The following is a 24,882-nucleotide window of genomic DNA, read 5'->3' as shown; positions in this document are numbered from 1 at the left end:
TGCGCGGAGGCCTCCCGGAACAGGGATCGCAGGTCGCGAAACGGTGGAGACGGACATGGGAACGGCGTCGCGGGCGCGCTTGCTGTGGCACGTCACCGCGAACGAGGCCTCGGCGGCCGCCTCCCCTCGGGATGGACGGCGCCTCGACACCCGCCAGGACACCCCGCCCGGCGCGTTTCGCGTGTGACCACGGCTGACGGCAGGTCTCCTGGCTCGCGGGTCGCCGCCCTCGCACCGTCTTCCCGGGGTGACCCAGTGACGTGGTGGTGAAGGGCTCGCCGCTTACAGTTGCGGGGGCAGCCGCGGCTTCGGGGCGGACCCCTCATCGCGTTCCCTTTTGATCCCCGAGGGGAACCGTCGAGGAACAGCTTGGCCGTCGTGCGTCCGGGCGTCAACCGCACGTCCGGGAGTTGTCGTGGATCGACGCGGCGGCCCGCCGGTTCGTTGCGGCGCCGTCGGGAACGATTTAGCCGGTTCGGCATGACGGTCTGGCGTCCCCCTGCGGAGATCCGCGTGAAGGCCTTGGGGCTCCCCCGGCGCGGCGATAGCCTGCTGGTGGCGGAGATCCATGCGGATGACGGGCGGCTAACAGGTGTCCGGCCCCTCGGTGGCAGCGTCGCATTCGGTGAGAGGGCCGAGGACGCGCTGATCCGGGAGTTCGAAGAGGAGCTCGGCGTCACCGTCACGGTGCTCGGCGGCCCGCGCGTCGTGGAGAACATCTTCCTGCACGAGGGGCAGGTCGGGCACGAGGTGCTGTTCCTGTTCCCGGTCGCCCTGCCGCCCGGCCGGTTCGACGGACAGGAGCGCTTCGTCTTTCACGAGGATTGCGGCACCGCCTGCGTGGCGCGGTGGTGCGATCTCGACGGGCTCGACGTCCCGGGCGGGCCGGAACTCTTCCCGACCGGGCTGAAGGCCTCGCTCCGCGCGGCGTGGGACGCGGAGCCCTGACGGGCGCGATCGCGCTGCCGCCTTTGCCGCTGCGCGCGGGCGATGCTACAGCCGTGCAATCCCATCGGTCCGGACGTCCGCGACGCCGCGGCCCATGCGCCCGGACGCTCCGTCCGAAGCGGAGACGGGTGCCGGCGGAAGCATGACGACACGACCTCCCAAAAGCGGCGGGCCGAAGGGGCGCAAGCCTCAGGCCGGCAAGTTCGATGCGGGCAAGTTCAAGCCCGGCAAGTTCCAGGCCGACGGCCGTGCCCGCACGGGCCCGCGCACCAGCGCCCGCGACGCTGCAGAGCGCGCGGCCCGCAATCGCGGCGACGATGCGGGTGCGCGCGATCCCTGGGGTGCGCAGGGCGCCGCAGCCGCAGCCGCAGCCGCAGTCCCGGCCCGGCCCGCGAAGCCGCGGCGCGACGCCGCCGCGCCGCGCGGTCCGCTGGCGGCGAAGCCCGGCAGCCGGCCCGTTTCCAAGCGCTCGGAGGCCCCTGCGCCTGCCCCTGCCGCTGCCCCCGCGCCGACACCCGGTCCGACCCGCCGCGAGCAGCGCGCGGCCGCCTCCGCGACCCTCGCCTCCGGGGTGCAGACCCTGATGGTCGAGCCGGACGAGGCCGGCATGCGGATCGACCGCTTCCTCACCGCGCGTTTCCCGCTCCTGCCCTTCACCCGCGTGCAGACCATCGTCCGCAAGGGCGAACTGCGCGTCGACGGCAAGCGCGCCAAGCCGAACGACCGGCTGGAGCCGGGCATGAGCGTGCGCGTGCCGCCGCTGCGCCTCGACCAGCCCTCCGAGCGCCCGCGCAACGCCGCCCGCGAGCAGGACGATGCCGAATTCATACGGTCGCTCATCCTCTACGAGGATGCCGACATGATGATCCTCAACAAGCCCTTCGGCCTCGCGGTCCAGGGTGGTTCGGGGACGGTCCGGCACGTGGACGGCCTGCTCGCCGCCCTCACCGGCCCGGATGGCCAGAAGCCGCGCCTCGTCCACCGGCTCGACAAGGATACGGCTGGCTGCCTGATCGTCGCCAAGACCCGGCTCGCCGCCGCGACGCTCGCCAAGAGCTTCCGCTCCCGGGCCGCGCGGAAGATCTACTGGGCGCTGACCGCGGGCGTGCCGCGGGTCCGGCAGGGGCGTGTCTCGACCTACCTGGCCAAGGAGGAGCCCACCGACGCCGACGCGCGGATGCGCGTCGCCAAGCACGGCGACGAGGGGGCGAGCCACGCGCTGACCTACTACGCGATGGTCGATCAGGCCGCCCAGAAGCTGTCCTGGCTGTCGTTCAAGCCGGTGACCGGACGGACGCACCAGCTGCGCGCCCACGCGGCCCATATCGGCCACCCGATCGTCGGCGACCCGAAATACTTCTCCGTGGAGAATTGGGAGCTGCCGGGGGGCATCCAGAATCGCCTGCACCTGCTCGCCCGCCGGATCGTCATCCCGCATCCGCGCACCGGCAAGCCCGTGGATGTGAGCGCGCCGCTACCGCCCCACATGGCGCAGAGCTGGAACCTGCTGGGCTTCGACGCCACCCGCTACGACCCGATCGTCGAGGCCCCGGAAGCCTGAGTGGGCAGCCAGGGCACGGCCGGGTTCGTCAGAGTGTACGGGACTTCCGGCCGCCGCCCTGCGGCGCGACCCGCCGATCGCCGTCGGGGCCGCGCCCGGTATGCCGTCGCGACGGTCCCGCGCCTGGTCGAGTCCGCGCCGGACCTCCTGGGCTGCGGCCACGACCCGGGTCGGGCAGGAGAACCGCTTCGCCCTGCCCGTCGCCCCTCGGCCGAATGCGCGTCCCGAGGGCGGTATCCTCGCCCCGGCCCGGATGCATCGGCTGGAGGAGCGCCCGTCCGGTCGAGGCTCCTGCAAGCTTCGCTGGCGGATAGGGATGATGGCTCCGGAGGTCCGTCGCGCCTGCGCCGCCGTGCCGGCACGCAGGGTGCAACGAAGACGGGCGCCTGCGCTCGGTTCAAACGATCGCCCAGGTGCCACTGCGGCGACGCGACGCGCCGGATGGCGGGATCCCCGCTCAGAGGACCGCGCCGTGAGGCGGTCTCGGTCTCCGGTGAGAGGTCGGTTTCGCGCATCAAAGCGGGCAGCCGCAGGAGCCTGATTGCCGGATCCCCCCTCCATCCCCCAAATCATTGTCGCCGGAGATGTGCGCTGCGGTATCCCCGGTGAAAGTGACCCGTCATCGGGGCGGGCCGTGCCGCGCATGCCTTGGCAATCGGCCGTGCCGCCTCATATGCTGCCCGCGCCCCGCCGATCCGCCGCGGGGCCAGTTTCCGGCGGTTCGAGATCCTGACATATGAAGCTCGCGATGCTGGCCTGCCTCGCCGCCCTGTGCCTCACCGGGCCGATCGCGCACGCCGCACCGGGCGAGGCAGCCAAGGCGGCGCCGACCGCGAACGGCGCCCATCCGGCCGAGGCGGCGTCGCCGCATCCGCCCGCCGCTCCCGCCGCGAATGCGGCGCCCACGCAGGCCGCGCAGCGCCCGGCCGCGAGTTCCCGCGCGGAGCGCCGCCGGCGTTCCTATGCGGCCTGCAATCGCGCCTCGCACCAGCGCGGCCTGCGCGGCGGCAAGCGCCGGCGTTTCCTGATCCGCTGCCGGCTCGGCTACGAGCGGACCCGGGTTCCCGGCGGTCAGCCCGCCGCGGCCGCGCCGGCGCAGCCGGGCCGGAAGCCGTGACCGAGTCCGACATCCGCCCATCCGCGCCGTCGGGGCCGCCTTTGGCGCGTCGTCGGCGATGAGGCTCGTCGTCTTCGACGTCGACGGCACCCTCGTCGACAGCCAGCACCTGATCGTGGCGGCCCAGGAGGTGGCCTTCGCGGAGAATGGCCTGCCGGCCCCGGGGCGGCGCGAGGCGTTGTCCGTGGTGGGCCTGTCACTGCCGCAGGCCTTCCGGCGTCTGGTCGGCGAGGACGGCCCCGTTGCGGAACTCTCGGAGAGCTACAAGCAGGCCTACAACCGCCTGCGGCTCGATCCGGCCCATGAGGAACCCCTGTTCCCCGGGATGGCCGACCTGCTGACCCGGCTCCATGACCGTGGGGATGTGCTGATCGGCCTCGCGACGGGGAAGTCGCGGCGCGGCGTCGACCGGCTGATCGCGCATCACGGCTGGGCGGAGTGGTTCGCCACGACCCAGAGCGCCGACGACGCGCCGTCCAAGCCGGACCCGACCATGCTGCGGCAGGCGATCAGCGAGGCCGGTTGCGCGCCGGAGGCGACCGTGATGGTGGGCGACACGACCTTCGACATCGCCATGGGCGTGGCGGCCGGTGCCACGGCCATCGGAGTCGCCTGGGGCTATCATCCGCCGGACGCGCTCTACGGGGCCGGGGCCGTGACGGTCGTCCCGACGGCCGCTGCGCTGGAGGTGCTGCTTCTCGAGGGCCTCGCGACGGGCGGCTGATGGCGAAAGGCTCGCGCGCCGGGCCGGAAACGCCTATCTCGCGTCCATGAGCGATCAGACGACAGACTGGCTCGGCGAACCGGGCGACGGCGCGCGGCCCGACCCGATCCGTGCGGCCCGGGGCCATTCCAAGCCCGCCCTGCCCCGGCGGTTCTACACGGAGGCCGGCTTCTCCGAGGAGGCCGAGGGATTCCGGCTGACCCTGGACGGACGTCCGGCCAACACACCGGCCCGCAACCCGCTGCGGCTCCCGAGCCGCGCCCTGGCCGAGCGGGTCGCGGCGGAATGGGCGGCCCAGGACACTGCGATCGACCCGGCACAGATGCCGCTGACGCGGCTCGCCAACACGGCGATCGACGGCGTCACGCCCCGCTTGGGTGCGGTGGCGGCCGATCTCTGCGCCTATGCCGGCACCGATCTCGTGGCCTATCGCGCTGGTGACCCGGAGCGCCTCGTGGCGGCGCAGGCGGCGGCCTGGGACCCGATCCTCGCCTGGGCGCGGGACGAGTTCGGTGCGCGGGTGATCCTGAGCGAGGGCGTCATGCATGTCGAGCAGCCCGCCGACACGATCCGGACCCTCTCCACGGCGGTGAATGCGGTGACGGATCCGTTCCGTTTGGCCGGACTGCACACCCTGACCACCCTGACCGGCTCCCTTCTGATCGCGCTGGCGGTGCTGCGTGGCCGCCTGGCCCCGGCGGAAGCCTGGGACGCCGCTCACGTCGACGAGACCTACCAGGCTGCCGTCTGGGGGCGCGACGCGGAGGCGGAAGCACGCCTCGCGGCGCGCCGGATCGAGTTCGAGGCGGCGGCCGCGTTCGTCGGTGTCGAAGGCTGAGCCGAGACCCGAAGTGCGATCCGTCGCGCAGATGCAATTGGGCAACAATCCGGCATTCGCGGCGCCCGGTCGGCTTCAGCGGCTGACAAGCCGCGAACACTGTTTTACGGTCGGCGCACATTGTGTTCGAGACGACAATGCGTTCCGATCAGCCTGTCCGATGCAGATTTGAAGGCGAACTGGCTACGCTGATTGCCTCGAAGCAATCGTCCCGGGATCTGCCCGCGCGATACGCGCTCTTCGACGCTCTTTCGGACCTCGAACGCAGGGCAAAGAGCGCCGGTGCCCCCGACCTGACCTTGCGCAAGATCGCCGAGATCCGCTTCCTGACGGGCATCCTGCGCGAGTCGGTGCGCCCCTTCCCGGTCGCGTCCCTGCGGACGGTGCTGCGGGCTCGCGAGCGGGTCGATCGACGCCGCGTTCCCGCCTCCGAGGCGGCGGATCTCGACGCGGTCTGACGCCAAGGTCACGCCGACGCGGCTCAGGCTGGCGCGGCCAGGGCCGCCCGGATCTTCGCCTCCAGGGCCGCGGGCTTCGTCCCGGGCGCGAAACGGGCGATGACCCGGCCGTCACGACCCACCAGAAACTTGGTGAAGTTCCACTTGACCACCCGCGTGCCGAACAGCCCCGGTCGGGCCTGGGTAAGATGGGCGTAGAGCGGATCGGCATCCGGCCCGTTCACCGCGATCTTGGCGAGCACCGGGAAACTCACATCGTAGCGCAGCGAGCAGAACTGCGCGATTTCGGTGGCGTCGCCCGGCTCCTGGGCGCCGAACTGGTTGCAGGGGAAGCCCAGGATCGTCAGACCTTCCTCCCGGTATCGGCGCCACAGCCCCTCCAGGCCCTCATATTGCGGGGTGAAGCCGCAGCGGGAGGCCGTGTTGACGATGAGCAGCACCTGTCCGCGATGCTGCGCGAGCGGGTAAGGCGTGCCGTCGGCCGCGGACACGCTGAGATCGTGAACTGTCGTCATGCCCGATCACTCGAGCAAACCGGCCGGTTCCGCAAGACGCGCGCATCAGGTCATCGCGACCGCGCCGCGGCGCCGCCGGCGGCGCGTGGGGCCCGCCTCCCCTCCGCGCCCGACCGGGATGTGGGAATGCCGCGCTGTCGCTTCCCCATCCGGGGCGCATCCACGGTGCCGGAGGCGCCGGGCACCGGACTGCCGGACAGGCAATCCGCCCCGCTGACGGGCGTCCGGCCCGGAGCGCTGAAACGGAGCGGCCACGTGTCCATGAGCTCCTGAGAGCCGGCCTTTCCGGTCCGGGCCGGTGGGCTCAGGCCGGGACTTTCCGGACGTCGAAGCTGGGGCCCTGCGGGGTCATGCGGTCGGTGGTGACGATGCGTTCGTCGGCGCCGACCACCCCGAGACTGACATCGCGGTCCGGCAGGACGACGGTGGTGCTCTTGTTGACGTGGACCAGCACGTGCCGCCGCAGCGGCACCGAGGCGACGGCCCAGCGTTTGAGCTGCCCGTAATAGGGTTCGCGCCGCCACGCGCCCGCTTGGCCGGGATCGACCTGGACGTTCATGTTGCGGGTGAGCGGGTCGAGGCTCAGCACCATCTTGGCCCGATCCGGCTTCCATTCCGGTCCGAGCCAGCCTTCCGTCATCCAGAGGCAGTGGAATGCCCGGCAATGGTCGGGCCGGGTGGCGTGAATGGCGCAGCCCTGGCCGGCCCTGGTGTGCCGGCACCATTGTCCGGCCACGCTCTCCACCGCGGGCACGTCGTAGACCTTGCAGCAGAGCGTGCAGGCGCCGCAGGCGCGGCCGGGGGCGGGTTGTGCGACGAACGTTTCCGGATTGAGCATCGGTCGGGCGTCAACAGAGGCGGTCGCGGGCGGCATGCGTCCGGTAACGGCCGGCCGCGGGTCCTTCGGGCTACCTGCCGGGGCATCGGGTCGGTAGTGTGGCGGCGGTGACCCTCGCACGAGGACCTTGCGAACCATGCTCTCGAATCTCGCGACCCGCGACGTCGAAACCGTTCTCCACCCCTACACCAACCTGTCGACGCACCGACAGATCGGTCCGCTGGTTCTGGAGCGCGGCGAGGGTGTGCACGTCTACGACACCGAGGGGCGTCCCTATATCGAGGGCATGTCCGGCCTGTGGTGCACGGCCTTGGGCTATTCCAACGCCGAGCTGGTGGAGGCGGCCCGGGCGCAGATGGCGCGCCTGCCCTTCACGCACCTGTTCTCCGGCCGCAGCCACGATCCGGGTATCGAACTCGCCGAGACGCTCAAGGAGCTGATGCCGGTTCCGACCTCGAAGATCTTTTTCACGTCTTCGGGATCCGAGGCCAACGACACGCAGGTCAAGCTCACGTGGTATTACAACAACGCCCTCGGGCGCCGGAATAAAAAGAAGATCATCGCCCGCCAGAAGGGCTACCATGGCGTGACGGTCGCCAGTGCGTCGATGACCGGGCTCGCCGCGAATCACGCCGACTGGGACCTGCCGCTTCCGGGCTTCCTGCACGTCTCCGCCGCCCACCATTACCGGGGCGCCGAGCCGGGCGAGAGCGAGGAGGCCTATTCCGCGCGCCTCGCCGCCGAACTGGAGGAGACCATCCTGCGGGAGGGGCCGGACACGGTGGCGGCCTTCATCGCCGAGCCGGTCATGGGCGCGGGCGGCGCGATCGTGCCGCCGCGGGGCTATTTTTCCGCGATCCAGGCGGTGCTGGCGAAATACGAGGTCCGCTTCATCGCCGATGAGGTGATCTGCGGCTTCGGACGGCTCGGCACGTGGTTCGGCAGCGAGGCGCTGGGTGCCCGGCCCGATTCGATCTCCTTCGCCAAGGCCCTGACCTCGGCCTACATGCCGCTCGGCGGCGTGAGCATCGACGAACCGCTCTACGAAGCGCTTGTCGGCCAGAGCGAGAAGATCGGCACCTTCGGCCATGGCACCACCTATTCCGGACACCCGGTGGCTGCGGCCGTGGCGCTGAAGGCCATCGAGATCTATCGCCGCGACCGCATCATCGAGGGGGCGGCCGAGAAGGCACCCCAGTTCCAGCGTCGCCTCTCGGCGCTGGCCGGGCACGACCTCGTGGGCGAGGCCGGGGGCATCGGGCTGATCGGCGGCCTGGAGATCGTCGCCGACAAGGTCACCAAGCGGCAATACGACCCCAAGGCCGGCGTCGCTGCGCGCTGCGTCGCCTTCGCGCAGGGCGAAGGTCTGATCGTGCGGGCGCTTGCCGGCGACCGCGTCGCGGTCTGCCCGCCGCTGATCATCGCGCCGGATGAGATCGATGCCCTGTTCGACCGGCTCGGCCGGGCGCTCGACCGCACCCGGGACTGGATCCGTGCCGAGGGGCTGGAGGCGATGCCGGGCTGAGGCGCGCGGCCGGTCGCGGATGGACCTCAGACGGACGGCGGGAAAACCGTCGTCCGGACCCGGTGCCGCACCCGCATTCCGGTCGAAGACGCGCGCCCCGTCATTTTGCGTGGCGCGACGTGACCCGGCATGCCGCGAGGTCCATCAGCATCGCGCCTCCAAAAGGCGGCGCTGTGCGCGCGGACGCGGCGACGTCGAAGCCGCCGCCCGGACGCGGCATCACACCGCGTCGCGCTGCGCGTCCGGCTGAGCGGTGGCCTGGAGCCCGGTCGCCGTCAGCGGCGTGATGCGCAGCGTGGTGATCCGGTTCTTGGCCTTCCGCAGCACCTGGAAGCGGAAGCCGTGGAAGTTGAAGGCCGTCCCCTGATCCGGGATGGTCCGGGCCTCGTGGATGACGAGGCCCGCGATCGTGGTCGCCTCCTCGTCGGGGAGTTTCCAGTCCATCGCGCGATTCAGGTCGCGGATCGGCACGCCGCCATCGACGTTCACCGACCCGTCCCCCTGCGGGCGCACCCCCGAGACCGTGACGTCGTGCTCGTCGGCGATGTCGCCGACGATCTCCTCCAGGATGTCTTCCAGAGTCACGAGGCCCATCACCTCGCCGTACTCGTCGACCACCAGGGCGAAGTGGGTCTTCTTGGTGAGGAAGGCCTTGAGCTGGGCGCGCAGGGACGTGGTGCCCGGCACGAACCACGTCTCCAGGGCGAGCGCCTCGACCTTGAGGCCCGAGGCGTCGCCCCCCGCCGCGTCGAGCGCCCGCAGAAGGTCCTTGGCGTGGAGCACGCCGACGATGTTCTCCGGCGTGCCGCGCCACAGGGGCATGCGCGTATAGGGCGAGGACAGGACGGCGCGGACGATGTCCTCGGAGGGCTGGTCGGCGTCGATCGCCCGCATCTTGGTGCGGTGGACCATGACGTCGGAGACCGACAGGTCCGAGAGGTCGAGGAGGCCGCCCAGCATGTCGCGCTCGGCCTTTGCGACGCCCCCCTCCCGGTGCATCAGCGCCACCTGCCCGCGCAGCTCCTCGGCGGCGGTGAGGATCGACTGGTGCTCGCCGATGGTGACGCCGAACGGCTTCAGCATCAGCCGCACGAGATGCTCGATGGCGATGGCCAGCGGGCCCATCAGCGCCACCGCGAAGGCCACCGGCCGGGCGGTGAGCAGCGCCGCCTTGTCGGGCTTGGAGATGGCGAGGGTCTTCGGCAGCACCTCGGCGAACACGATGACCAGCACCGACATGCCGACCGTGGCGTAGATCACGCCGCTCTTGCCGAACAGCGCGGTGAGCACGCTGGTGGTGAAGGCCGAGGCGCCGATCGCCACGATGTTGTAGCCGATCAGCATGGCGCCGATGAAGCGCTCGCGGATCGCCAGGATGCGGTTGACGATCGCGGCCCGCGGATCGCCCGCCTGTTCGAGGGCGTGCATCCGCGCCCGCGACGCGGCCGTGAAGGCCGTCTCCGCGCCCGCGAAGAAAGCCGAGAGGAGCAACGAGATCGCCACGATGCTCGCGGCGAACCACAGGTCGATATGGGTTTCCATCGGGTCCGTCAGGCACGCCGCGCGCGGCTTGTCGGCCGCCCATATAGCGCCTCCCGCGACTTATTGCGCGCCGATCTGGCGCACCGTCCACGTCGCCCAGTAGACGGGCCTTCCGTAGAGGCTCGACGTGTCGCGGCCGGAGGCGGTCGGAGCGAGCCGGTCGAGCCAAGTCAGGAACCCGGCCTTGTTCGGATAGATCGCCGGCGTGTCGAGGTTGCCTTCCGCGTCCGTCATCCAGAAATGCGCGCTCCGATCGTACCGGCCGCTGCCGTCGCCCCCCGAGCGCAGTCCGAGATAGGCCGGCGAGCGGCCGGCTTCGACCGGATCGGCGTAGAGCTTGAGGGCGCCGATGCCATCGAGGTTCATGTCGGCGGTGTACTGGAGGCAGATGTCCGCCACGGGGCCGCCCGGCGCGTTGGCGGGCCGCTGGCACGTGTAGGAGACCGCCCAGCGCTGCAAGCCCTTGGCCCGGGCCACCCGCACGAGGGACCCGGGCGGCAGCGGCCCGGCGAGCTTGCGGGCCGTCGACCAGACCTTCGCACCGGACAGGTCCTGCGCGGTGCGCAGGAAGAGCCCGGTGCGGCGCTTCTCGGGGGCGAGGCCGCAATCCTCGGGCAGCACGTCGGTATAGACGTAGTGATAGGTGCGATCCACGACGCTGATCGAACCGGCGAGCCCGTGGGTCTCGAAGGCCGGGGCCGTGCAGGCCGAGGTCACCGGCTTGCCCGCCTCGTCGATCACCGCGGCGGGGGCGGGCGGGTCGCTGCGCCGCCCGCGGCCCGCGCCGGCCTCGAACGGCGTCCAGGCCAGGCCGTACCCGTCCGCGGTGCGGGTGCGGATCTCGAAGGTCTGGAAATCGAGGGTCCGGGCCTCGATCTGCACGCGGCGGCGGACATCGGCCGGGCCGGACGCCGGCGCGTCCTGCTCCGCTCGCCGGCGCCGACGGCGGCCCCGGCGCTCGGTCTCGGCATCGTCCTCGCCGGTGACGCCCACGCGCTCCTGCCCGAGCAGGAAGACGTAGCTGTAGGCCTCCCCGGCCCAGGTGCGGCCCGTCACCGCGATCGGGTCGCGCGGGCCGATCCCCTCGGCCGTCGGTGTCGGTTCGGACCAGCCGCGCGCCCGCGTGCTCTGCTCTGGCAGGTCGACCCAGAACCGGTCGGCCGTGGGCGGCAGCGTCGTGACCAAGGCCTCGAAGGTCCGCCCGGTGCGCAGGGCGCCGCCATCCCGGCTGTCCGTGGCGCGGCGCTCCGGGCAGGGCTCGTCCCGTCGGGATGCCACCGGGGTCTGCCCCTGGAACAGGGCCTGGATCGGGCCCGGTGCCTCGGAACGGGCAAGCCGCAGGAGCTGAACGCCGCGTACGAACGCGCAGGGCGCCGGCGCGATCAGGACGCCCTCGGCCTCCGAGCCATCCCGGCAGATCTCGAGGGCGCCGCCGCCCGTGAGGAAGCAGCTCGGCGCGCTGCCCTCGTAGCTCGCGGGCCTGGCCTCGGCGGGGTCCGGTCCAAGCAGCACGGATGCGGCCACTCCGCAGAGCCCCGCGAGGGCGCCGACGTGCCAGCGGCGCCCGGCCGAGCGCCGAGACCTTGAGTCGCGTACGCAGGAGACGATGGTATCGGCGAAGGATGTTCCAGCAGACTCTATAGAAACCACGTCTATCGCCGATGTTGACCCGGTTATCGAAATAGTCTCGCAGGCTCTATCCTACGGTGGTCCAACCGGGAAGTGGCGCGGACCACGCACCGCGCCTTCGATGGGGATGGGGCGAACCCCGGGCCCGCTCGTCCGTTGTCGCGGCTTGAGGGCCCCGCTTGGCCGCTCCTGTCAGCGTTCGGAGATCAGCGCATGGATATCGCCGTCGAAACCGTCACCGACATCGTCATGCGGCTGCGCGCCATCGAAGTGAAGGAGGGCAACACCGATCCGGATTCGGGCTCGAACCCGATCGACGACGGGTCCACCGACGTCCTGACCTCCGGCACCGACGACGCCACGGAATCCGAGGTCCGGGGCCTGATCGCCGGGCTCGACGACGATTCCCGGGCCGAGCTGCTTGCCCTTCTCTATATCGGACGCGGCGACATGGAGCCCGAGGAGTGGAGCGAGGCCGTGCGCTTCGCCCGCGAGCGCGAGGCCGCTGGCGAGGGCGCCGTGCGGGAGCTGCTGGGCTCGCCCGACGCCGGGGATCTGCTGGAGGAGGGCCTCGACGCGATGGGGCTCAGCCCCGAACTGCCGCAGGCCTGAGCGCCCGGGAGCGGCCGGTCCATGGCCTCACGCGTGCGCAAGGGCGCCACCAAGGCGCTGCGGGTCCTCACCCGGCCGGTCCGCCGGGCGCAGGGCCGGGGCGGCAAGGGACCGGGCGGCCTCGTGGTCGAGCCGTACCGCGGCTACGGCTCACGCGATGAGGTATTCCTGATCGGTCGCGTCTTCCGGCAATCGCCCGGGATCCCCGGCGAGGATCCCGATTCCCTGCGGGCGCAATGGCGCGACCTGCGGCGCCGCATCGCCCGGCGGGCGATTGCCGGAGCCGCCGTGACCGCCCGGTTCGGCGACGACGCCGTCCGGGTCGAGACCGACCGCGACGGTTATTTCCGTCTGCACCTGCACCCGCGCACGCGACCGGCTGCGCCGGGGGAGTGGCACGCGGTCGATCTCCTTCTCGACGCCGACCCGCCGATCCCCGCCGAGGGCGCGGTGTTCATCCCGCCCGACCAGTGCCGTGTCGTCGTCGTCAGTGACATCGACGACACGGTCATGCGCACCGGTGTCGCCAACAAGCTGACGATGCTCTGGCGCCTGTTCGTGGAGGATGCCGAGAGCCGGGTCGCCTTCCCGGGTGTGGCCGCCCTCTACCGGGCCCTGCATGCGGGCGCCGGCGGCGGCGAGGGCAACCCGATGCTCTACGTCTCCCGGGCCCCCTGGGGCCTCTACGAAATGCTGTCGGAATTCTTCCAGCGCCACGGCATTCCGGCGGGGCCGGTGCTGTTCCTGAGGGAATGGGGGCTGTCCTGGACGCATCCGCTGCCGCGCCGGGCCACCGACCACAAGCAGGCGCTGATCCGCCACATGCTCGCCCTCTACCGGGATCTGCCCTTCGTGCTGATCGGCGACAGCGGCCAGCACGATCCGGAGGTCTACGCGCAGATCGTCGAGGAGAATCCCGGGCGGGTGCTGGCAGTCTACATCCGCAACGTGTCCCGCGACTCGGCCCGGGTCGAGGAGATCGTCCGCCTCGCCGGCGCCGTCGCCCGGGCCGGATCGAGCCTGGTGCTGGCCGGCGACAGCGTCGCGATGGCCGAGCATGCGGCGGCCATCGGGTTGATCGCCCCCGAGGCGGTGGCCGGCGTCGCCGACGAGCACGCCGCGGCGGAGACCGATACACGGCGGGAGACCGCCCGGATCACGCCGGATCTCGCCGGTTCTGCCGCCGAGGACCCGATCGCCCCCGAGGCGATCGCCGAGGCGCTGGCCGGTGACGGCGCCGTGCCGGCGACCCTGGTGGTCGAGCCGGCCACCCCGGCTGCGCTGCCGCGCCTCGAAGCGTGAACGCAAGGCCGTGATCGTAACCGGGGCCGCTGTCGCGGTCCGCCCCGTCCGATACTTCATGGATCCACGCAGCCGGCCCCCGCCGAGACGGATCCGCAGACCGGGCTGCCCAGGAGGAACCGAGATGCGCCTGAGCCTGTCCGCGCTGCTGATGATCGCCTGCGGAACCCACGCCGCCCTCGGGCAGGCCGCCCCCGCCGAGAGGCCAGTTCCCCGTTTCGAGCAGCTCGAGGCCGAGATCGGGGCGGCCAATGCCGCGCCGGGGCCACGGACGGTACCGGCCAAGGTCGTGCCGGTGCCCGCCGACACGACGAGTCCGCAATTCCGCACGGCTGTGGCGGCGCCCTACCGCGTGCCGGCCTGGAACGCGAACCCGCCGGACGCCGCGGCCTGGAAGGCCCTGGTCGACCGACTGGCCGCCGCCGGCGCCGCCGCCCTCCCCGCCCTGCGTGAGAAGCTCGGCGTCACCAGCGAGGCCGCCGTGATCGGTGGCGTGAAGGCCTTCGTGATCCAGCCCCGGCAGATGCCCGAAGCCAACCGCAACCGCCTGCTCCTGCACATCCACGGGGGCGGCTACGTCTACAATCCCGGCGAGTCCGGCACGCTGGAGGCGATCCTGATGGCCGGCCTCGGCGGCTACAAGGTCATCGCGGTGGATTACCGCATGCCGCCGGATGCCCCCTACCCCGCCGCCATGGACGACGCGACCGCCGTGTGGCGCGCCATGCTGACCATGCAGAAGCCTCAGAACATGGCGGTGTTCGGCACCTCCACGGGCGGCGGCATGACCCTGGCTCTGATGCTCCGCGCCAAGGCCGAGGGACTGGCGCTGCCGGCGGCGATCGGCCTCGGCACGCCCTGGTCCGACATGACCGAGACCGGCGACAGCTACCGGACCAACGAGTGGCTGGACAACGTCCTCGTCAGCTATTCCGGCTACCTGACGCCGGCCGCCAAGCTCTACGCCGCCGGTCGGGACCTGAAGGACCCGCAGTTCTCGCCGATCTATGGCGATTTCGCCGGCCTGCCGCCCGCGATCCTGATCACCGGCACCCGCGACCTGTTCCTGTCGAACACCGTGCGCACCCATCGGAAGCTGCGCGCCGCCGGGATCGAGGCGTCCCTCCAGGTGTTCGAGGGCATGTCCCACGCCCAGTACCTCTTCACTCCGGACGCCCCGGAGACCAAGGAGGTGTTCGGCGAGATGGCGCGGTTCTTCGATAGCCATCTGGGGCGGTGAGACGCGGCGCGGCGGGCTTGCGCGGGGCTTGTCCTCACGAAATGGTGCAATGCAGCAATTCGGTGGGAAGCCTTCACATCCCGGTGGCGATGCCTAGGTTTGGGCGCTCCCGTGCCGGTCCACGCTCTTCGAGCCTGTTGGAGCCCATCCGTGCAAACCTACACCCTCGCCATCGCCGACGGCGTCTTGTTCGCCTGCCTGCCCGACGAGGCCGACATCACGGCCGCGATCACCGACGCGACCGCCACCAATTACGGGTTCGGCCTCAGCCTCGACATCGTCCGTGGGGCGACCCTGACCAACGCGGCGGGGCCCGAGGACGAGGTCGTCTGGCAGGAAGGTCCCGACAGCGAGCTGCTCGACGCGCAAGGGCGGCGCTACCGCTACGCCGTCCGTCGCCCCTGCTGACCTGACTTCGGGAGGCCCGCCGGACTACGTTCCGCCCATGCAGAAGCGGGCGCCAGGGGCGGAACGACGTGGCGGGCTCCCCCGGTTCCTCGTCCTGTATGCGGCGCTCTACGGTGCCTATGGCGTTCTGTCGCCGATCCTGCCGGGCTTCCTGGCGGCCCGTGGCCTGACGCCGGCTGAGATCGGCCTTCTTCTCGCCGCCGCGGGTGCGCTGCGCCTCGGGATCGGGCCGCTGGCCGGCGCCTTCGCCGACCGCCATCGCGCCGGCAGATCCATTCTTGCGGCGAGTCTCGCGCTGGCGGGGCTCAGCACCCTGGCGCATCTGCCGGGCGTCGGGTTGGCGCAGTTGATCGCCCCGGCTCTGCTCTACGCGGTGGGCACCGCGGCTCCGGCGCCGCTCGCCGACGCGCTGGCCCTGGCCGCCGCGCGGGGTGGGGCGGCGTTCCAGTACGGCTGGATCCGTGGCGCGGGCTCGGCCGCTTTCATCGCGGGCACCGCCGCCGCGGGCTGGTCGATCGGGATCTTCGGCCTCGCCGCCGCCCTCGTCGCGAGCGGCGGCCTGTTCCTCGCCGCCGGTGTGTCGGCCCTGGCGCTGCCGGCGGATCGGGCCCGAGCGACCCGGGCCGGGGCGCCGTGGCACGGTTTCGCTGCCCTGATCGCGCTGCCGCGTTTCCGCCGCACGGTGCTGGTCGCCGCCCTGGTGATCGGCGCCCACGCGATGCACGACGGCTTCGCCATGATCCTGTGGCGCTCCGCCGGGATCGCGCCGGCCACCGCGGGCCTCCTCTGGTCGGTGTCGGTGGCCGCCGAGGTTCTGGTCTTCCTGCTGGTCGGGCCGCCCCTGCTGGCGCGGATCGGCCCTGCGGCAGGCGTCGCGGCCGCGGCCTGCGCGGGGGCCGTCCGCTGGGCGGTGCTGGGCTCCACGACCGCGATCCCATGGCTCGCCGCCGTCGAGGCCCTGCACGGGGTGAGCTTCGCCCTCCTGCACCTTGCCTGCCTCGGGCTCATCGAAGCCACCACGCCGGCCGACCTCCGGACGACCGCGCTGGCCCTCTACGGCACCCTGGGCCTCGGCCTGTCCGGCGTCGCCGCGACCCTGGCCTCCGGGGCGCTCTACGGGTCCTTCGGGGCTTCCGCCTTCTGGGCGATGGCGGCCCTGAGTCTCGCGGCCCTGCCGCTGGTGCCGGGGCTGCGGGACCGCTGAAGCGGCGGGTTCTTTTCCCGGGCCTGTGGTACGGACCCGGAACGGACCCGCCCGAAAAGCCCAGCATGCCCGTCGTCGCCGAGATCCTGATCCCGCTGGCCCTCGATACACCCTACAGCTACGTGGCACCGGCCGGGCTCGACCTCGCCGCCGGCGACGTGGTGCAGGTGCCCCTCGGACCGCGCGAGATCGTCGGGGTCGTCTGGGGCGTGGCCGAGAGCCCCGGCGGCTCGAACCTGCGGCCTGTGACCGACCGCCTGCCCTTCCCGCCCCTGTCGGATCCGCTGCGCAGCCTCGTCGACTGGATCGCCCGCTACACGCTGGCGCCGAAAGGCTCGGCGCTGGCCATGGTGTTGCGCCTGCCCGACGAGGCGGCGGCCGGCGAGACCGCCCGGGTCGCCGTGCGCATCACCGACAAGCCCCCGGCCCGGCCGACCCCGGCCCGCACCAAGGTCCTCGCCGCGGCCGCCGACGGCGGTCTGCGGGGCAAGAGCGCCCTGGCCAAGGAGGCCGGGGTCTCGCTCTCGGTGGTCGACGGGCTCATCGACGACGGTGCCCTGGAGACCGTGGCGGTCGCGCCCGAGCCGGTCGCGCCGCGGCCCGATCCGGACTTCCCGCGCTCGCCGCTCTCGCCCGCCCAGGCCGAGGCCGTGGCGGCTCTGGTCGCGCCCTTTCCGTGGGACCGGCCGCCGGCGGAGGATCCGGCCGATCTCAGGCCCGTCCTGCTGGAGGGGGTCACCGGCTCGGGCAAGACCGAGGTCTATTTCGAGGCCGTGGCCGCCTGCATCCGGGCGGGCCGCCAAGCGCTGATCCTGATGCCGGAAATCGCGCTGACGGCCCAGTTCCTGGACCGCTTCGCCGCCCGGTTCGGGGTTCGGCCGGCGGCGTGGCATTCCGGAATCGGCGGCAGGCGTCGCGAGCGCCTGCGGGCCGCGGTGGCCGAGGGCGAGGCGCTGGTGGTGGTCGGCGCGCGCTCGGCCCTGTTCCTGCCCTTCGCGCGGCTGGGGCTGATCGTGGTCGATGAGGAGCACGAGACCGCCTACAAGCAGGAGGACGGCGTCCATTACCATGCCCGCGACATGGCGGTGGTGCGCGGGCGTCTCGAGTCCTGCCCGGTGGTGCTGACCTCGGCGACGCCCGCCATCGAGACCCGCGTCAACGCCGCAAGGGGGCGCTACCGGCACATCCTGCTCCCCGAGCGCTTCGGCGGGCGGCGCCTGCCCGACATCGCGGCGATCGACATGCGCCTCGACCAGCCCGAGCGCGGCCGCTTCCTGAGCCCGCCGCTGGTCAACGCCGTGAAGAGCACCCTGGAGCGCGGCGAGCAGGCGCTGCTGTTCCTCAACCGCCGGGGCTACGCGCCCCTGACCCTCTGCCGGGCCTGCGGCCACCGCTACCAGTGCAAGAACTGCTCGACCTGGCTGGTGGAGCACCGGTTCCGCCGGGCGCTGGTCTGCCATCAATGCGGCTATGCCGAGCGCCGGCCGGAGGCCTGCACCGAGTGCGGCACATTCGACAATCTCACCGCCTGCGGCCCCGGCGTCGAACGGATCGCCGAGGAGGCCACGGCCTTGTTTCCGGACCGGCGCGTCGTCGTCCTGTCGAGCGACTTCCCCGGCGGCGCGGAGCGCCTGCGGCAGGAACTCGATGCCGTGGCAGCCGGCGAATGCGATATCGTGATCGGGACGCAACTCGTGGCGAAGGGCCACAATTTCCCGTTCCTGACCCTGGTCGGCGTACTCGACGCCGATATCGGCCTGACCTCGGGCGATCCGCGGGCCGCGGAACGGACGTTCCAGCTGCTGCAGCAGGTCACCGGCCGTGCCGGCCGCGGTGAGAAGCCCGGCCGCGCCCTCGTCCAGACCTACCAGCCGGACCATCCCGTGATCGCGGCCCTCCTGTCGGGGGATGCCGAGCGCTTCTACGCGGAGGAGATCCAGGCCCGCGAGGCGGCGGGCCTTCCGCCGTTCGGGCGACTCGCCGCGCTGATCGTCTCGGCGACCGAGCGCGAGGTGGCGGAGGCCCACGGCCAGGCGCTGGCCCGCGCGGCCGAGCCGCCGGAGGGCGTGATGGTGCTGGGTCCCGCCGAGGCGCCGCTGGCCCTGGTGCGCGGCCGATACCGCTTCCGCCTGCTCGTGAAGACCGAGCGCAACGTCGATCTGCAGGCCTACCTGCGCGCCTGGATCGCCCGGGGTCCGAAGGTGCGCGGCAACGTCCGGGTCGCCATCGATGTCGACCCGCAGAGCTTTTTGTAGGACACTCGGGCGACGGGCGGCGGATCCCGGCCGGAGATTGGCCGGGACGCATGCGGTTCCCGGAGGAGCGATCAGTGCTGACTTATACCAAGACGCCGGATTCCAACGTCGCCGAGATCGTGGTCGACGGGAAGATCACCGACGAAGAGATGAACGCCATGATGACGGCGATGAAGGCCGACCTCGACAAGGGCGGCAAGATCAAGCTGCTCGAGGACATCCGCGCCTTCGAGGGCATGGAGCCGGCCGCCTTCTTCAAGGATCCGCGCTTCGGCTTCTCGATGATGAAGAGCGTCAGCCACGTCGCCCTGGTGACGGACGCGCCTTGGCTCAAGGCGCTGGCCGAAACCTTCAATTTCGTCTCGCCGACCCAGATCAAGGTGTTCGAGCGGGCCCGCATCGACGAGGCGCGCACCTGGCTCGCAGCCGCCGTCTGAGCGGTCTCAGTCGGCCTGCGCGGTGCGGGTATCGCTGCGCCGCGCGGTCCAGTGGCCGGAGCAGAGGGACGAGACCTTCCAGGTCCCCGCGCCGCTCCCGGCCCGGAGCCGCCCCGTTCCCGTGCCGCTCGCGGTGCCGTTGTTGACAGTGAGCCCGACGCTGCCATCGGCCCCGACATGCCCGTTCACCTGCGCGCCGGCGGCGCCGGAGATCAGCTGCACGTGACCCTCGCGGATGGCGAGCGCGTAGGTGTAGCGGGCGCTGCACAGACCGGTTTCCGTGACCAGTTCCACCGACCACCGTCCGTTATGCGTGCCGGGCTCCGCGCTGGCGGGCGCGCAAAGGGGAAGGAACAGGCCGGCGGCGAGGGCCGCGACGGCGGTCAGCTTGATCATGCGGGGCGATCTCTCAGCGAAGTGGATGCCGCCTGAGGCGGGATGCACGGTCAGAATCATCGATCGGGGATGACTCGACGCTGAACGATCGAAGCGGCAAGAGTATGGCCGCCACGCGTTAGCTCAAGATAGATCAGGGTCGGCGAAGGGCGGAGTAATAGTCAAGCTCGATAGGGTCGAATCTGCTCTCCGATCGGAAGACCTGATGCCAAATCTCGCCGACATCCTGAGGTTTGGCAGGGGGGCGGCCGGCACGGGGCGCGCCAAGCCCGACCGGAGGGGGCGGGTCCCGTAAGCACGGGGCGCTCGGGATGCGAAGCGACGCGGGCTGCCCCGCGCGCAAACGAACGGCCCGGGCGATCAGTCCGTCAGCGGCCGGGCTTCTTCCGGCAGCATGATCGGGATCCCGTCGCGGATCGGATAAGCGAGCTTGGCGGAACGGCTGATCAGTTCCTGGCGGACGGAATCGTATTCCAGTGTCCCTTTGGTCAGCGGGCAGACCAGGATCTCCAAAAGCTTCGGGTCCACGCGGGTCGCTTCGACGGGGGCGGTGAGGTCGTTGGTCATCGTTCGTGCAGCCTATTGCATCGTCGACTCGGGGCCCGAGCCGCGAACCAGTTCCATCTGCGTGACCGCGATCAGGATCTCGGCCCGCGTCTTCAGGTCGGGGGCCTCGAGCATCGCCTGTTTCTCGCGCACACCGAACGGACTCATCATGCAGAGGGCGTTGACCAGCGCCTCGTCGGGCGCCTCGTCGATTCCGGCCCAGTCCACCTTGAGGTCGTTCGACTCTACGAAGTCGCGCAACGCCTTGAGCACGCCCGCGCGGTCGACCTGCTCCTCGCCCGCCCGGGGCTCGAAGTCCACAGCGAAGTCGTCATAGGAGACGTGGCAGCGGCGATAGGGGCCGATCGAGGCCAATTCACTCTCGACCCGGAAGCGCGTGATGCCGGTGAGCGAGATCAGGTATCGTCCGTCGCCGGTCTCCGCGTACTGGGTCACCCGCCCCGCGCAGCCGACGCGGTAGAGTTTCGGATTGGCCCCGCCCGATCCTTCCGGATCCGGCTGGATCATGCCGATGATCCGGTCCGTGCGCATAGCATCGTCGACCATGGCGAGATAGCGCGGCTCGAAGATGTTCAGCGGCATCTGCCCGCGGGGCAGCAGCAGCGCCCCGGAGAGGGGGAAGACCGGGATGACCGCGGGACAATCCGCCGGGCCCTTGTAGCTCGCATGGGTACTCATGGCGCCTCCCGGGGGGGCCGATTGGTGGTCCGAAGCGCGAGCCGGAACCTCACGAGAACAAAAGCGCCGAGAGCTTGCGCCGTCCGCGGATCGTATCCGGATCCATCACGCCCCAGGCCTCGAAGAACTGCAGCAGCTGCTTGCGCGCCCCGTCGTCGTTCCAGTCCTTGTCGCGCCGGCGCAGTTCGATCAGGTGGTCGACCGCCTGGCCGCGTTCGCCACGGGCGGCGAGGCCCAGCGCGAGGTCGAACCGCGCCTGATGGGCGTCCGGGTTGGCCTCCACTTCCCGCTGCACGCCCGCGAGATCGCCGAGCGAGGCGGCCTGCTCGGCGAGTTCGAGGGCGGCGCGGATGCCGGCGAGCGCCGGATCGCCAGCCTTCGCCTCCGGCACCATGGCCAGAACCCGCTTGGCATTCTCGATCTCGCCCGCGTCGAGCTGCATCTTGGCGAGGCCGGCCAGCGCCGTGACGTTGTCGGGCTGCTGCTCCAGGACCGCCGCGTAGATTTCCGCAGCACCGGCGAGGTCGCCCTCCTCGATGAGGGCGGCGGCGTCCGCCAGGGCGGCCTCGAGCGGATCCTGCTGAGGACCGGCCACGCGCCCGATCAGCTCCTTGATCTGGCTCTCGGGGACCGCGCCCATGAAGCCGTCGACCGGCTGGCCCTTCTGGAAGACGATGACCGCCGGAATCGACTGGATGCCGAGCTGACCCGCGATCGAGGGATGCTCGTCGATGTTCATCTTCACCAGGGCGACCGCGCCGGCGGCCTCCCGGACCACCTTCTCCAGCACCGGCGTGAGCTGCTTGCAGGGCCCGCACCAGGGCGCCCAGAAGTCGACCAGCACAGGCCGGTGCATCGACTCGGCGAGCACGTCCTGCCGGAAGCTCGCAGTGGTCGTGTCCTTGATGAGGGTGCCGGTGTCGCCGGCCGGGGCACCGCCCCCGGCGAGGGTGTCGTTGAGCATCGGTCTGGCTTCGGAACCTTTTTCGTGGAGTTCCCTAAATGGGGCTTCCGCCATGATCTGACCAGCCCAAAGACAGGGACGCTCAGCGGGCCGGTGCGGCGGCCGGCGCACCGGCAGGCGCCTTGGCCGCAGTCACGAACGTTCCGGCAAACGGGCGTCCGTCGGCCGTGCTGGCCTCGCAGGTGATCGCGGTGCGGCCCGGTTCCGGTGTGGAGAAGCGGCAGGCGCCGATCGCCAGGACCGGGGCGCCATCCTTTCCGGTGGTGACCACGTTGATCGGCTGCAGCGGATCGGTCTCCTCGGTGGCTTCCTGCTGGGCGCCGTTACCGCTGAAGCTGAGCGCCTGACCGTCGGAGGTGGTGAAGTCGAAGCTGGTGCGATTGCGGCTCACCGCGTTCGTCAGGACGTTGCTGCAGGAGCTGCTCAGATCCTGCGTGCCGATCACGAGCTTCTCGCAGGTGCCGTCCAGCCGCAACGCGGCCTGGGCGCGTGCCGCGGAGGGAAGACTGACGAGAGCGCAGAGCAGCGCGAGGCGCAGGCGATTGGTCATGGCGGGTCGGGCATCCTCCGGTTGAGAGCCGAACTAGGCGCACGGCGCCCGCCGTCGAGGGGGCGGCATCGGGACGGGGCCGGCGTCGGGCTCACCACGGGCCGAACCCCCACCGCAGCCGGCTAGGCCGCAAACCGCAGGGCACGGTCGTTCGGGGCGGCGAAATCCAGCTCCGGTCCGAGGGGCACGATCCCCGTCGGATTGATGGTCGGATGGCTCTCGTAATAATGCCGCTTGATATGCGTCAGATCGACGGTCGGCGCGATGCCGGGCATGGCATAGAGATCGCGGAGATAGTTCGACAGGTTCGGATAGTCGGCGATCCGGCGCCTGTTGCACTTGAAGTGCCCGACATAGACCGCGTCGAATCGCACCAGGGTGGTGAACAGGCGGATATCCGTCTCGGTCACGCGGTCGCCGCAGAGGTAACGGCTCCGGTCGAGCCGCGCTTCGAGCGCATCGAGCTCGGCGAACAGGGCCTCGAAGGCTTGGGCATAGGCGTCCTGGGTGGTGGCGAAGCCCGCCTTGTAGACACCGTTGTTCACCCGGTCGTAGACCCGAGCGTTCACCGCGTCGATCTCGGGACGCAGGTCCGCCGGGTAGAGATCCGGACCCGTACCCCCGAAGGCGTCGTTCAGCATCCGCAGGATCTCGGCGGATTCGTTCGACACGATGGTGCCGCGCTCCCGGTCCCACAGCACCGGCACGGTGACGCGGCCGCTGTAGGACGGGTCGGCCGCCAGGTAGACCTCGTAGAGGCGCCGTGCGCCGTGGATCGGGTCCGGCGTCGCGCCCGGCGTGTCACCGAACACCCAGCCCTCGGCGCCCATATGCGGATCGACCACCGAGACGGAGATCACGTCTTCCAGCCCTTTGAGCGCGCGCCCGATCAGCGTGCGGTGCGCCCAGGGACAGGCCAGGGAGACGTAGAGATGGTAGCGGCCCGGCTCGGCCCGGAAGCCGCCCGATCCGGAGGGACCCGGTGATCCGTCGGCGGTCACCCAGTTGCGGAAGGCCGAGGCCTTGCGCTCGAAGCGGCCGCCCGTCGCGGCGGTATCGTACCACTGGTCGCGCCAGATGCCGTCCACGAGGAGGCCCATCGTCGTCTCCGGTCCCATAAGCGATCCGACCCAGATGGGCCTCGCGCGGCGTCTGTGAAGACGGATGCCGGTCTGCATCCGAGGAGCGCCGACCGCGCGACCGGTGCGCCCGGTCCCGCCGGCCCGCGAGTTCTGCGCAAGGCAGGGCTGCGCCGATCCTTCTGTTGCGGTGCAGCAAACTGAGCCATCTCTCGGGCACCCACCCGTCGCCGCGCACGTGCCGCAGCGGCCCGATCGCGTTGGGAGATCGATGGAGGTGAAGTGATGTCGTTCGCGCTGGTGCCCGTCGCCGAGGCGGCCCTGTTCACGTTCGGATGCTTGGTGATCCATGCTCTGCGGCGCCATGCCGACGTGGTCACGGCAACGCTCGCGTGCCTCGCGACACTCCTCGTCCTGATGATCGGGATCGCCTGCGCGCCGGAATCCGTCGCCAAGTATCAGGCCGCCAGCGTCACCGACTTCGCCCGCCTGGATCCGGCCATCTACTGAGGCGCCACGGCACGTCCCAGGCCGTCGCTCCTGAGCCGTGCGAGGCGACCGCCCGTCCCGCGCTGACCGGCGACGGCCACGTCGAAATCGTCCTTCGGCAGCTTGGCCAGGAAGCGCTCGGCGATCTCGAACAGCAGGATGTCCGGACGCACGCGCTCGATGTAGGGCCAGTCGAGGCTCGAGGACCAGATGAAGTGAACCTCGCTGAAACTCTCGGCGAGCAGCCCGGTCAGCAGGAACGGGTCGAAATGGGCGCAGGAATCGCCGAACAGGACGAGCCGTCGCGGATCGGCCCCCGGGGACGGGTTTCGATAGACGACATGCGCGCCGACATGCACCTCGCGGTCGCGTCCCTGCGCCTCGTAGGCGGCCAGTAGCGGCCCGGTCTCCACCCGAATCGCATCGCGCTGCAGCATGAACCGCTCCAGCCGCTCGCGCGGCCGCTCGGGCAGCTTCTCGCCGAGATCCATGATCTGTTCCGAGACGGTACCGGGACGGCCGCCGATATCGGCGGGCGGAACCGCCCCGAGCGCCCGCATGATCTCGCGATAGGCCAGCAGGCACCCCTGCGCGGTCCAGTGGGTGTCGGTGCGCAGGTAGAGCGGCGTCGCTCCGTTGCGGGCAGCGCGAAGCGGCGCGAGAAGGTCGAGATAGGCCGGGTGTCGCGCGAGGCGTCGGGCCAGTCGCCGGGTCGAAGCCTTAGCCGGCGCGTAGCGCAGGCCGTCGGTCTTGTCGTCGTAGACCGACAGCTTCTCCGGCACGATCACGTGGAGGCAGCGAATGCCGAGGTCCTCGGCCCGCCGCGCACGGGCCTTGATCAGCCGCGTCCAGCCGCGCAGCAGCAGCCAGTGCCGCAGACCGCCGCGATACCGGTCCATGACCCGGTTGGTTCCTCCGGTGAGAAATAACCAGCCGTCGCGGCCGACATGGACGCTCTCCCTGCCTGAAGACATGACGGTGCTTTAGCCGCACCGTGAGCGGGCGA

The 24,882-nt window shown here is 71.2% G+C and carries 26 protein-coding genes and 1 riboswitch; of the genes, 15 read left to right on the top strand and 11 right to left on the bottom strand.

What is annotated here, in order from left to right; all coding sequences use genetic code 11:
* Nucleotides 1-180: 180 nt before the first annotated feature.
* A riboswitch (cobalamin riboswitch) is annotated at nt 181-374 on the bottom strand.
* Nucleotides 375-480: 106 nt separating this feature from the next.
* The 6 genes from P9K36_RS05755 to P9K36_RS05730 all read left to right on the top strand — a co-directional run bounded on the left by P9K36_RS05755 (nt 481) and on the right by P9K36_RS05730 (nt 5,646).
* The gene (locus tag P9K36_RS05755; RefSeq protein ID WP_278306650.1) at nt 481-948 is read left to right on the top strand and encodes an NUDIX domain-containing protein; all 468 of its coding nucleotides are present in this window, start codon (nt 481-483) and stop codon (nt 946-948) included.
* A 142-nt stretch (nt 949-1,090) separates the two neighbouring features.
* The gene (locus P9K36_RS05750) at nt 1,091-2,509 is read left to right on the top strand and encodes an RluA family pseudouridine synthase (protein ID WP_278306649.1); all 1,419 of its coding nucleotides are present in this window, start codon (nt 1,091-1,093) and stop codon (nt 2,507-2,509) included.
* Nucleotides 2,510-3,245: 736 nt separating this feature from the next.
* Entirely contained in the window at nt 3,246-3,626 is a 381-nt protein-coding gene (locus P9K36_RS05745; RefSeq protein WP_043352069.1) for a hypothetical protein, read from the top strand.
* Nucleotides 3,627-3,684: 58 nt separating this feature from the next.
* On the top strand, nt 3,685-4,350 hold the full coding sequence (locus tag P9K36_RS05740) for an HAD-IA family hydrolase (protein ID WP_043352067.1): 666 nt from the start codon (nt 3,685-3,687) through the stop codon (nt 4,348-4,350).
* 46 nt (nt 4,351-4,396) lie between these two features.
* Entirely contained in the window at nt 4,397-5,188 is a 792-nt protein-coding gene (locus tag P9K36_RS05735) for an ATP12 family protein (RefSeq protein WP_278306648.1), read from the top strand.
* Nucleotides 5,189-5,487: 299 nt separating this feature from the next.
* On the top strand, nt 5,488-5,646 hold the full coding sequence (locus tag P9K36_RS05730; RefSeq protein ID WP_162494518.1) for a hypothetical protein: 159 nt from the start codon (nt 5,488-5,490) through the stop codon (nt 5,644-5,646).
* 23 nt (nt 5,647-5,669) lie between these two features.
* Here P9K36_RS05730 and P9K36_RS05725 read toward each other — a convergent pair whose 3' ends face one another.
* Both P9K36_RS05725 and P9K36_RS05720 read right to left on the bottom strand, forming a co-directional pair.
* A complete protein-coding gene (locus P9K36_RS05725; RefSeq protein ID WP_278306647.1) occupies nt 5,670-6,161 on the bottom strand; it encodes a glutathione peroxidase in 492 nt (163 codons plus the stop codon).
* 304 nt (nt 6,162-6,465) lie between these two features.
* A complete protein-coding gene (locus P9K36_RS05720) occupies nt 6,466-6,999 on the bottom strand; it encodes a hypothetical protein (RefSeq protein WP_043352059.1) in 534 nt (177 codons plus the stop codon).
* 136 nt (nt 7,000-7,135) lie between these two features.
* Here P9K36_RS05720 and P9K36_RS05715 point away from each other — a divergent pair, with 136 nt between their 5' ends.
* Nucleotides 7,136-8,524 (top strand): aminotransferase, encoded by a 1,389-nt coding sequence (locus P9K36_RS05715; RefSeq protein WP_278306646.1) that lies wholly within the window; start codon nt 7,136-7,138, stop codon nt 8,522-8,524.
* 219 nt (nt 8,525-8,743) lie between these two features.
* Here the strand turns inward: P9K36_RS05715 and P9K36_RS05710 are convergent, their stop codons facing one another.
* Complete coding sequence (locus tag P9K36_RS05710) at nt 8,744-10,066, bottom strand: HlyC/CorC family transporter (RefSeq protein ID WP_043388750.1); 1,323 nt, start codon at nt 10,064-10,066, stop codon at nt 8,744-8,746.
* Between the two features lie 60 nt (nt 10,067-10,126).
* A complete protein-coding gene (locus P9K36_RS05705; protein WP_278306645.1) occupies nt 10,127-11,578 on the bottom strand; it encodes a hypothetical protein in 1,452 nt (483 codons plus the stop codon).
* Between the two features lie 330 nt (nt 11,579-11,908).
* Here P9K36_RS05705 and P9K36_RS05700 point away from each other — a divergent pair, with 330 nt between their 5' ends.
* The 7 genes from P9K36_RS05700 to P9K36_RS05670 all read left to right on the top strand — a co-directional run bounded on the left by P9K36_RS05700 (nt 11,909) and on the right by P9K36_RS05670 (nt 19,153).
* The gene (locus P9K36_RS05700; protein ID WP_043352051.1) at nt 11,909-12,307 is read left to right on the top strand and encodes a DUF3775 domain-containing protein; all 399 of its coding nucleotides are present in this window, start codon (nt 11,909-11,911) and stop codon (nt 12,305-12,307) included.
* A gap of 21 nt (nt 12,308-12,328) precedes the next feature.
* Nucleotides 12,329-13,609 carry a phosphatase domain-containing protein gene (locus P9K36_RS05695; RefSeq protein ID WP_043388746.1) on the top strand — a complete coding sequence of 427 codons (1,281 nt, stop codon included), beginning with the start codon at nt 12,329-12,331 and terminating at the stop codon, nt 13,607-13,609.
* 124 nt (nt 13,610-13,733) lie between these two features.
* Entirely contained in the window at nt 13,734-14,849 is a 1,116-nt protein-coding gene (locus P9K36_RS05690) for an alpha/beta hydrolase (protein ID WP_278306644.1), read from the top strand.
* A 150-nt stretch (nt 14,850-14,999) separates the two neighbouring features.
* On the top strand, nt 15,000-15,257 hold the full coding sequence (locus P9K36_RS05685) for a hypothetical protein (protein WP_043352044.1): 258 nt from the start codon (nt 15,000-15,002) through the stop codon (nt 15,255-15,257).
* 37 nt (nt 15,258-15,294) lie between these two features.
* Nucleotides 15,295-16,461, top strand: coding sequence for an MFS transporter (locus P9K36_RS05680; RefSeq protein WP_278306643.1), 1,167 nt, complete (start codon nt 15,295-15,297; stop codon nt 16,459-16,461).
* Nucleotides 16,462-16,526: 65 nt separating this feature from the next.
* Nucleotides 16,527-18,716, top strand: a complete 2,190-nt coding sequence (locus tag P9K36_RS05675) for a primosomal protein N' (protein ID WP_043352040.1) — start codon at nt 16,527-16,529, stop codon at nt 18,714-18,716.
* A 74-nt stretch (nt 18,717-18,790) separates the two neighbouring features.
* A complete protein-coding gene (locus P9K36_RS05670) occupies nt 18,791-19,153 on the top strand; it encodes an STAS/SEC14 domain-containing protein (RefSeq protein ID WP_043352080.1) in 363 nt (120 codons plus the stop codon).
* A 6-nt stretch (nt 19,154-19,159) separates the two neighbouring features.
* On the opposite strand, the gene P9K36_RS05665 is transcribed toward P9K36_RS05670, so the two are convergent.
* The 6 genes from P9K36_RS05665 to P9K36_RS05640 all read right to left on the bottom strand — a co-directional run bounded on the left by P9K36_RS05665 (nt 19,160) and on the right by P9K36_RS05640 (nt 23,408).
* Nucleotides 19,160-19,549, bottom strand: a complete 390-nt coding sequence (locus P9K36_RS05665; RefSeq protein ID WP_043352078.1) for a hypothetical protein — start codon at nt 19,547-19,549, stop codon at nt 19,160-19,162.
* Nucleotides 19,550-19,909: 360 nt separating this feature from the next.
* A complete protein-coding gene (locus tag P9K36_RS05660; protein WP_043352039.1) occupies nt 19,910-20,116 on the bottom strand; it encodes a Trm112 family protein in 207 nt (68 codons plus the stop codon).
* A gap of 12 nt (nt 20,117-20,128) precedes the next feature.
* Entirely contained in the window at nt 20,129-20,794 is a 666-nt protein-coding gene (locus tag P9K36_RS05655; RefSeq protein WP_043352038.1) for an LON peptidase substrate-binding domain-containing protein, read from the bottom strand.
* Nucleotides 20,795-20,843: 49 nt separating this feature from the next.
* The gene (gene trxA, locus P9K36_RS05650) at nt 20,844-21,758 is read right to left on the bottom strand and encodes a thioredoxin (RefSeq protein WP_043388738.1); all 915 of its coding nucleotides are present in this window, start codon (nt 21,756-21,758) and stop codon (nt 20,844-20,846) included.
* Nucleotides 21,759-21,840: 82 nt separating this feature from the next.
* Nucleotides 21,841-22,308, bottom strand: a complete 468-nt coding sequence (locus P9K36_RS05645) for a hypothetical protein (RefSeq protein WP_075379727.1) — start codon at nt 22,306-22,308, stop codon at nt 21,841-21,843.
* 122 nt (nt 22,309-22,430) lie between these two features.
* A complete protein-coding gene (locus P9K36_RS05640) occupies nt 22,431-23,408 on the bottom strand; it encodes a glutathione S-transferase family protein (protein WP_278306642.1) in 978 nt (325 codons plus the stop codon).
* A gap of 264 nt (nt 23,409-23,672) precedes the next feature.
* Between P9K36_RS05640 and P9K36_RS05635 the strand changes: the two genes are divergently transcribed.
* Nucleotides 23,673-23,897: a hypothetical protein gene (locus P9K36_RS05635; RefSeq protein WP_043352033.1), complete on the top strand. Its 225-nt coding sequence runs from the start codon at nt 23,673-23,675 to the stop codon at nt 23,895-23,897.
* On the opposite strand, the gene P9K36_RS05630 is transcribed toward P9K36_RS05635, so the two are convergent.
* Complete coding sequence (locus P9K36_RS05630) at nt 23,891-24,850, bottom strand: hypothetical protein (protein ID WP_179698318.1); 960 nt, start codon at nt 24,848-24,850, stop codon at nt 23,891-23,893. The two genes, P9K36_RS05635 and P9K36_RS05630, sit on opposite strands and share 7 nt — an antisense overlap.
* Between the last annotated feature and the right edge of the window lie 32 nt (nt 24,851-24,882).

This window comes from Methylobacterium sp. 391_Methyba4 (assembly GCF_029691625.1).
GTDB lineage: Bacteria > Pseudomonadota > Alphaproteobacteria > Rhizobiales > Beijerinckiaceae > Methylobacterium > Methylobacterium fujisawaense.
Note: the sequence above shows the minus strand (reverse complement) of the source record. Positions and strands in the feature narration are given on the sequence as shown.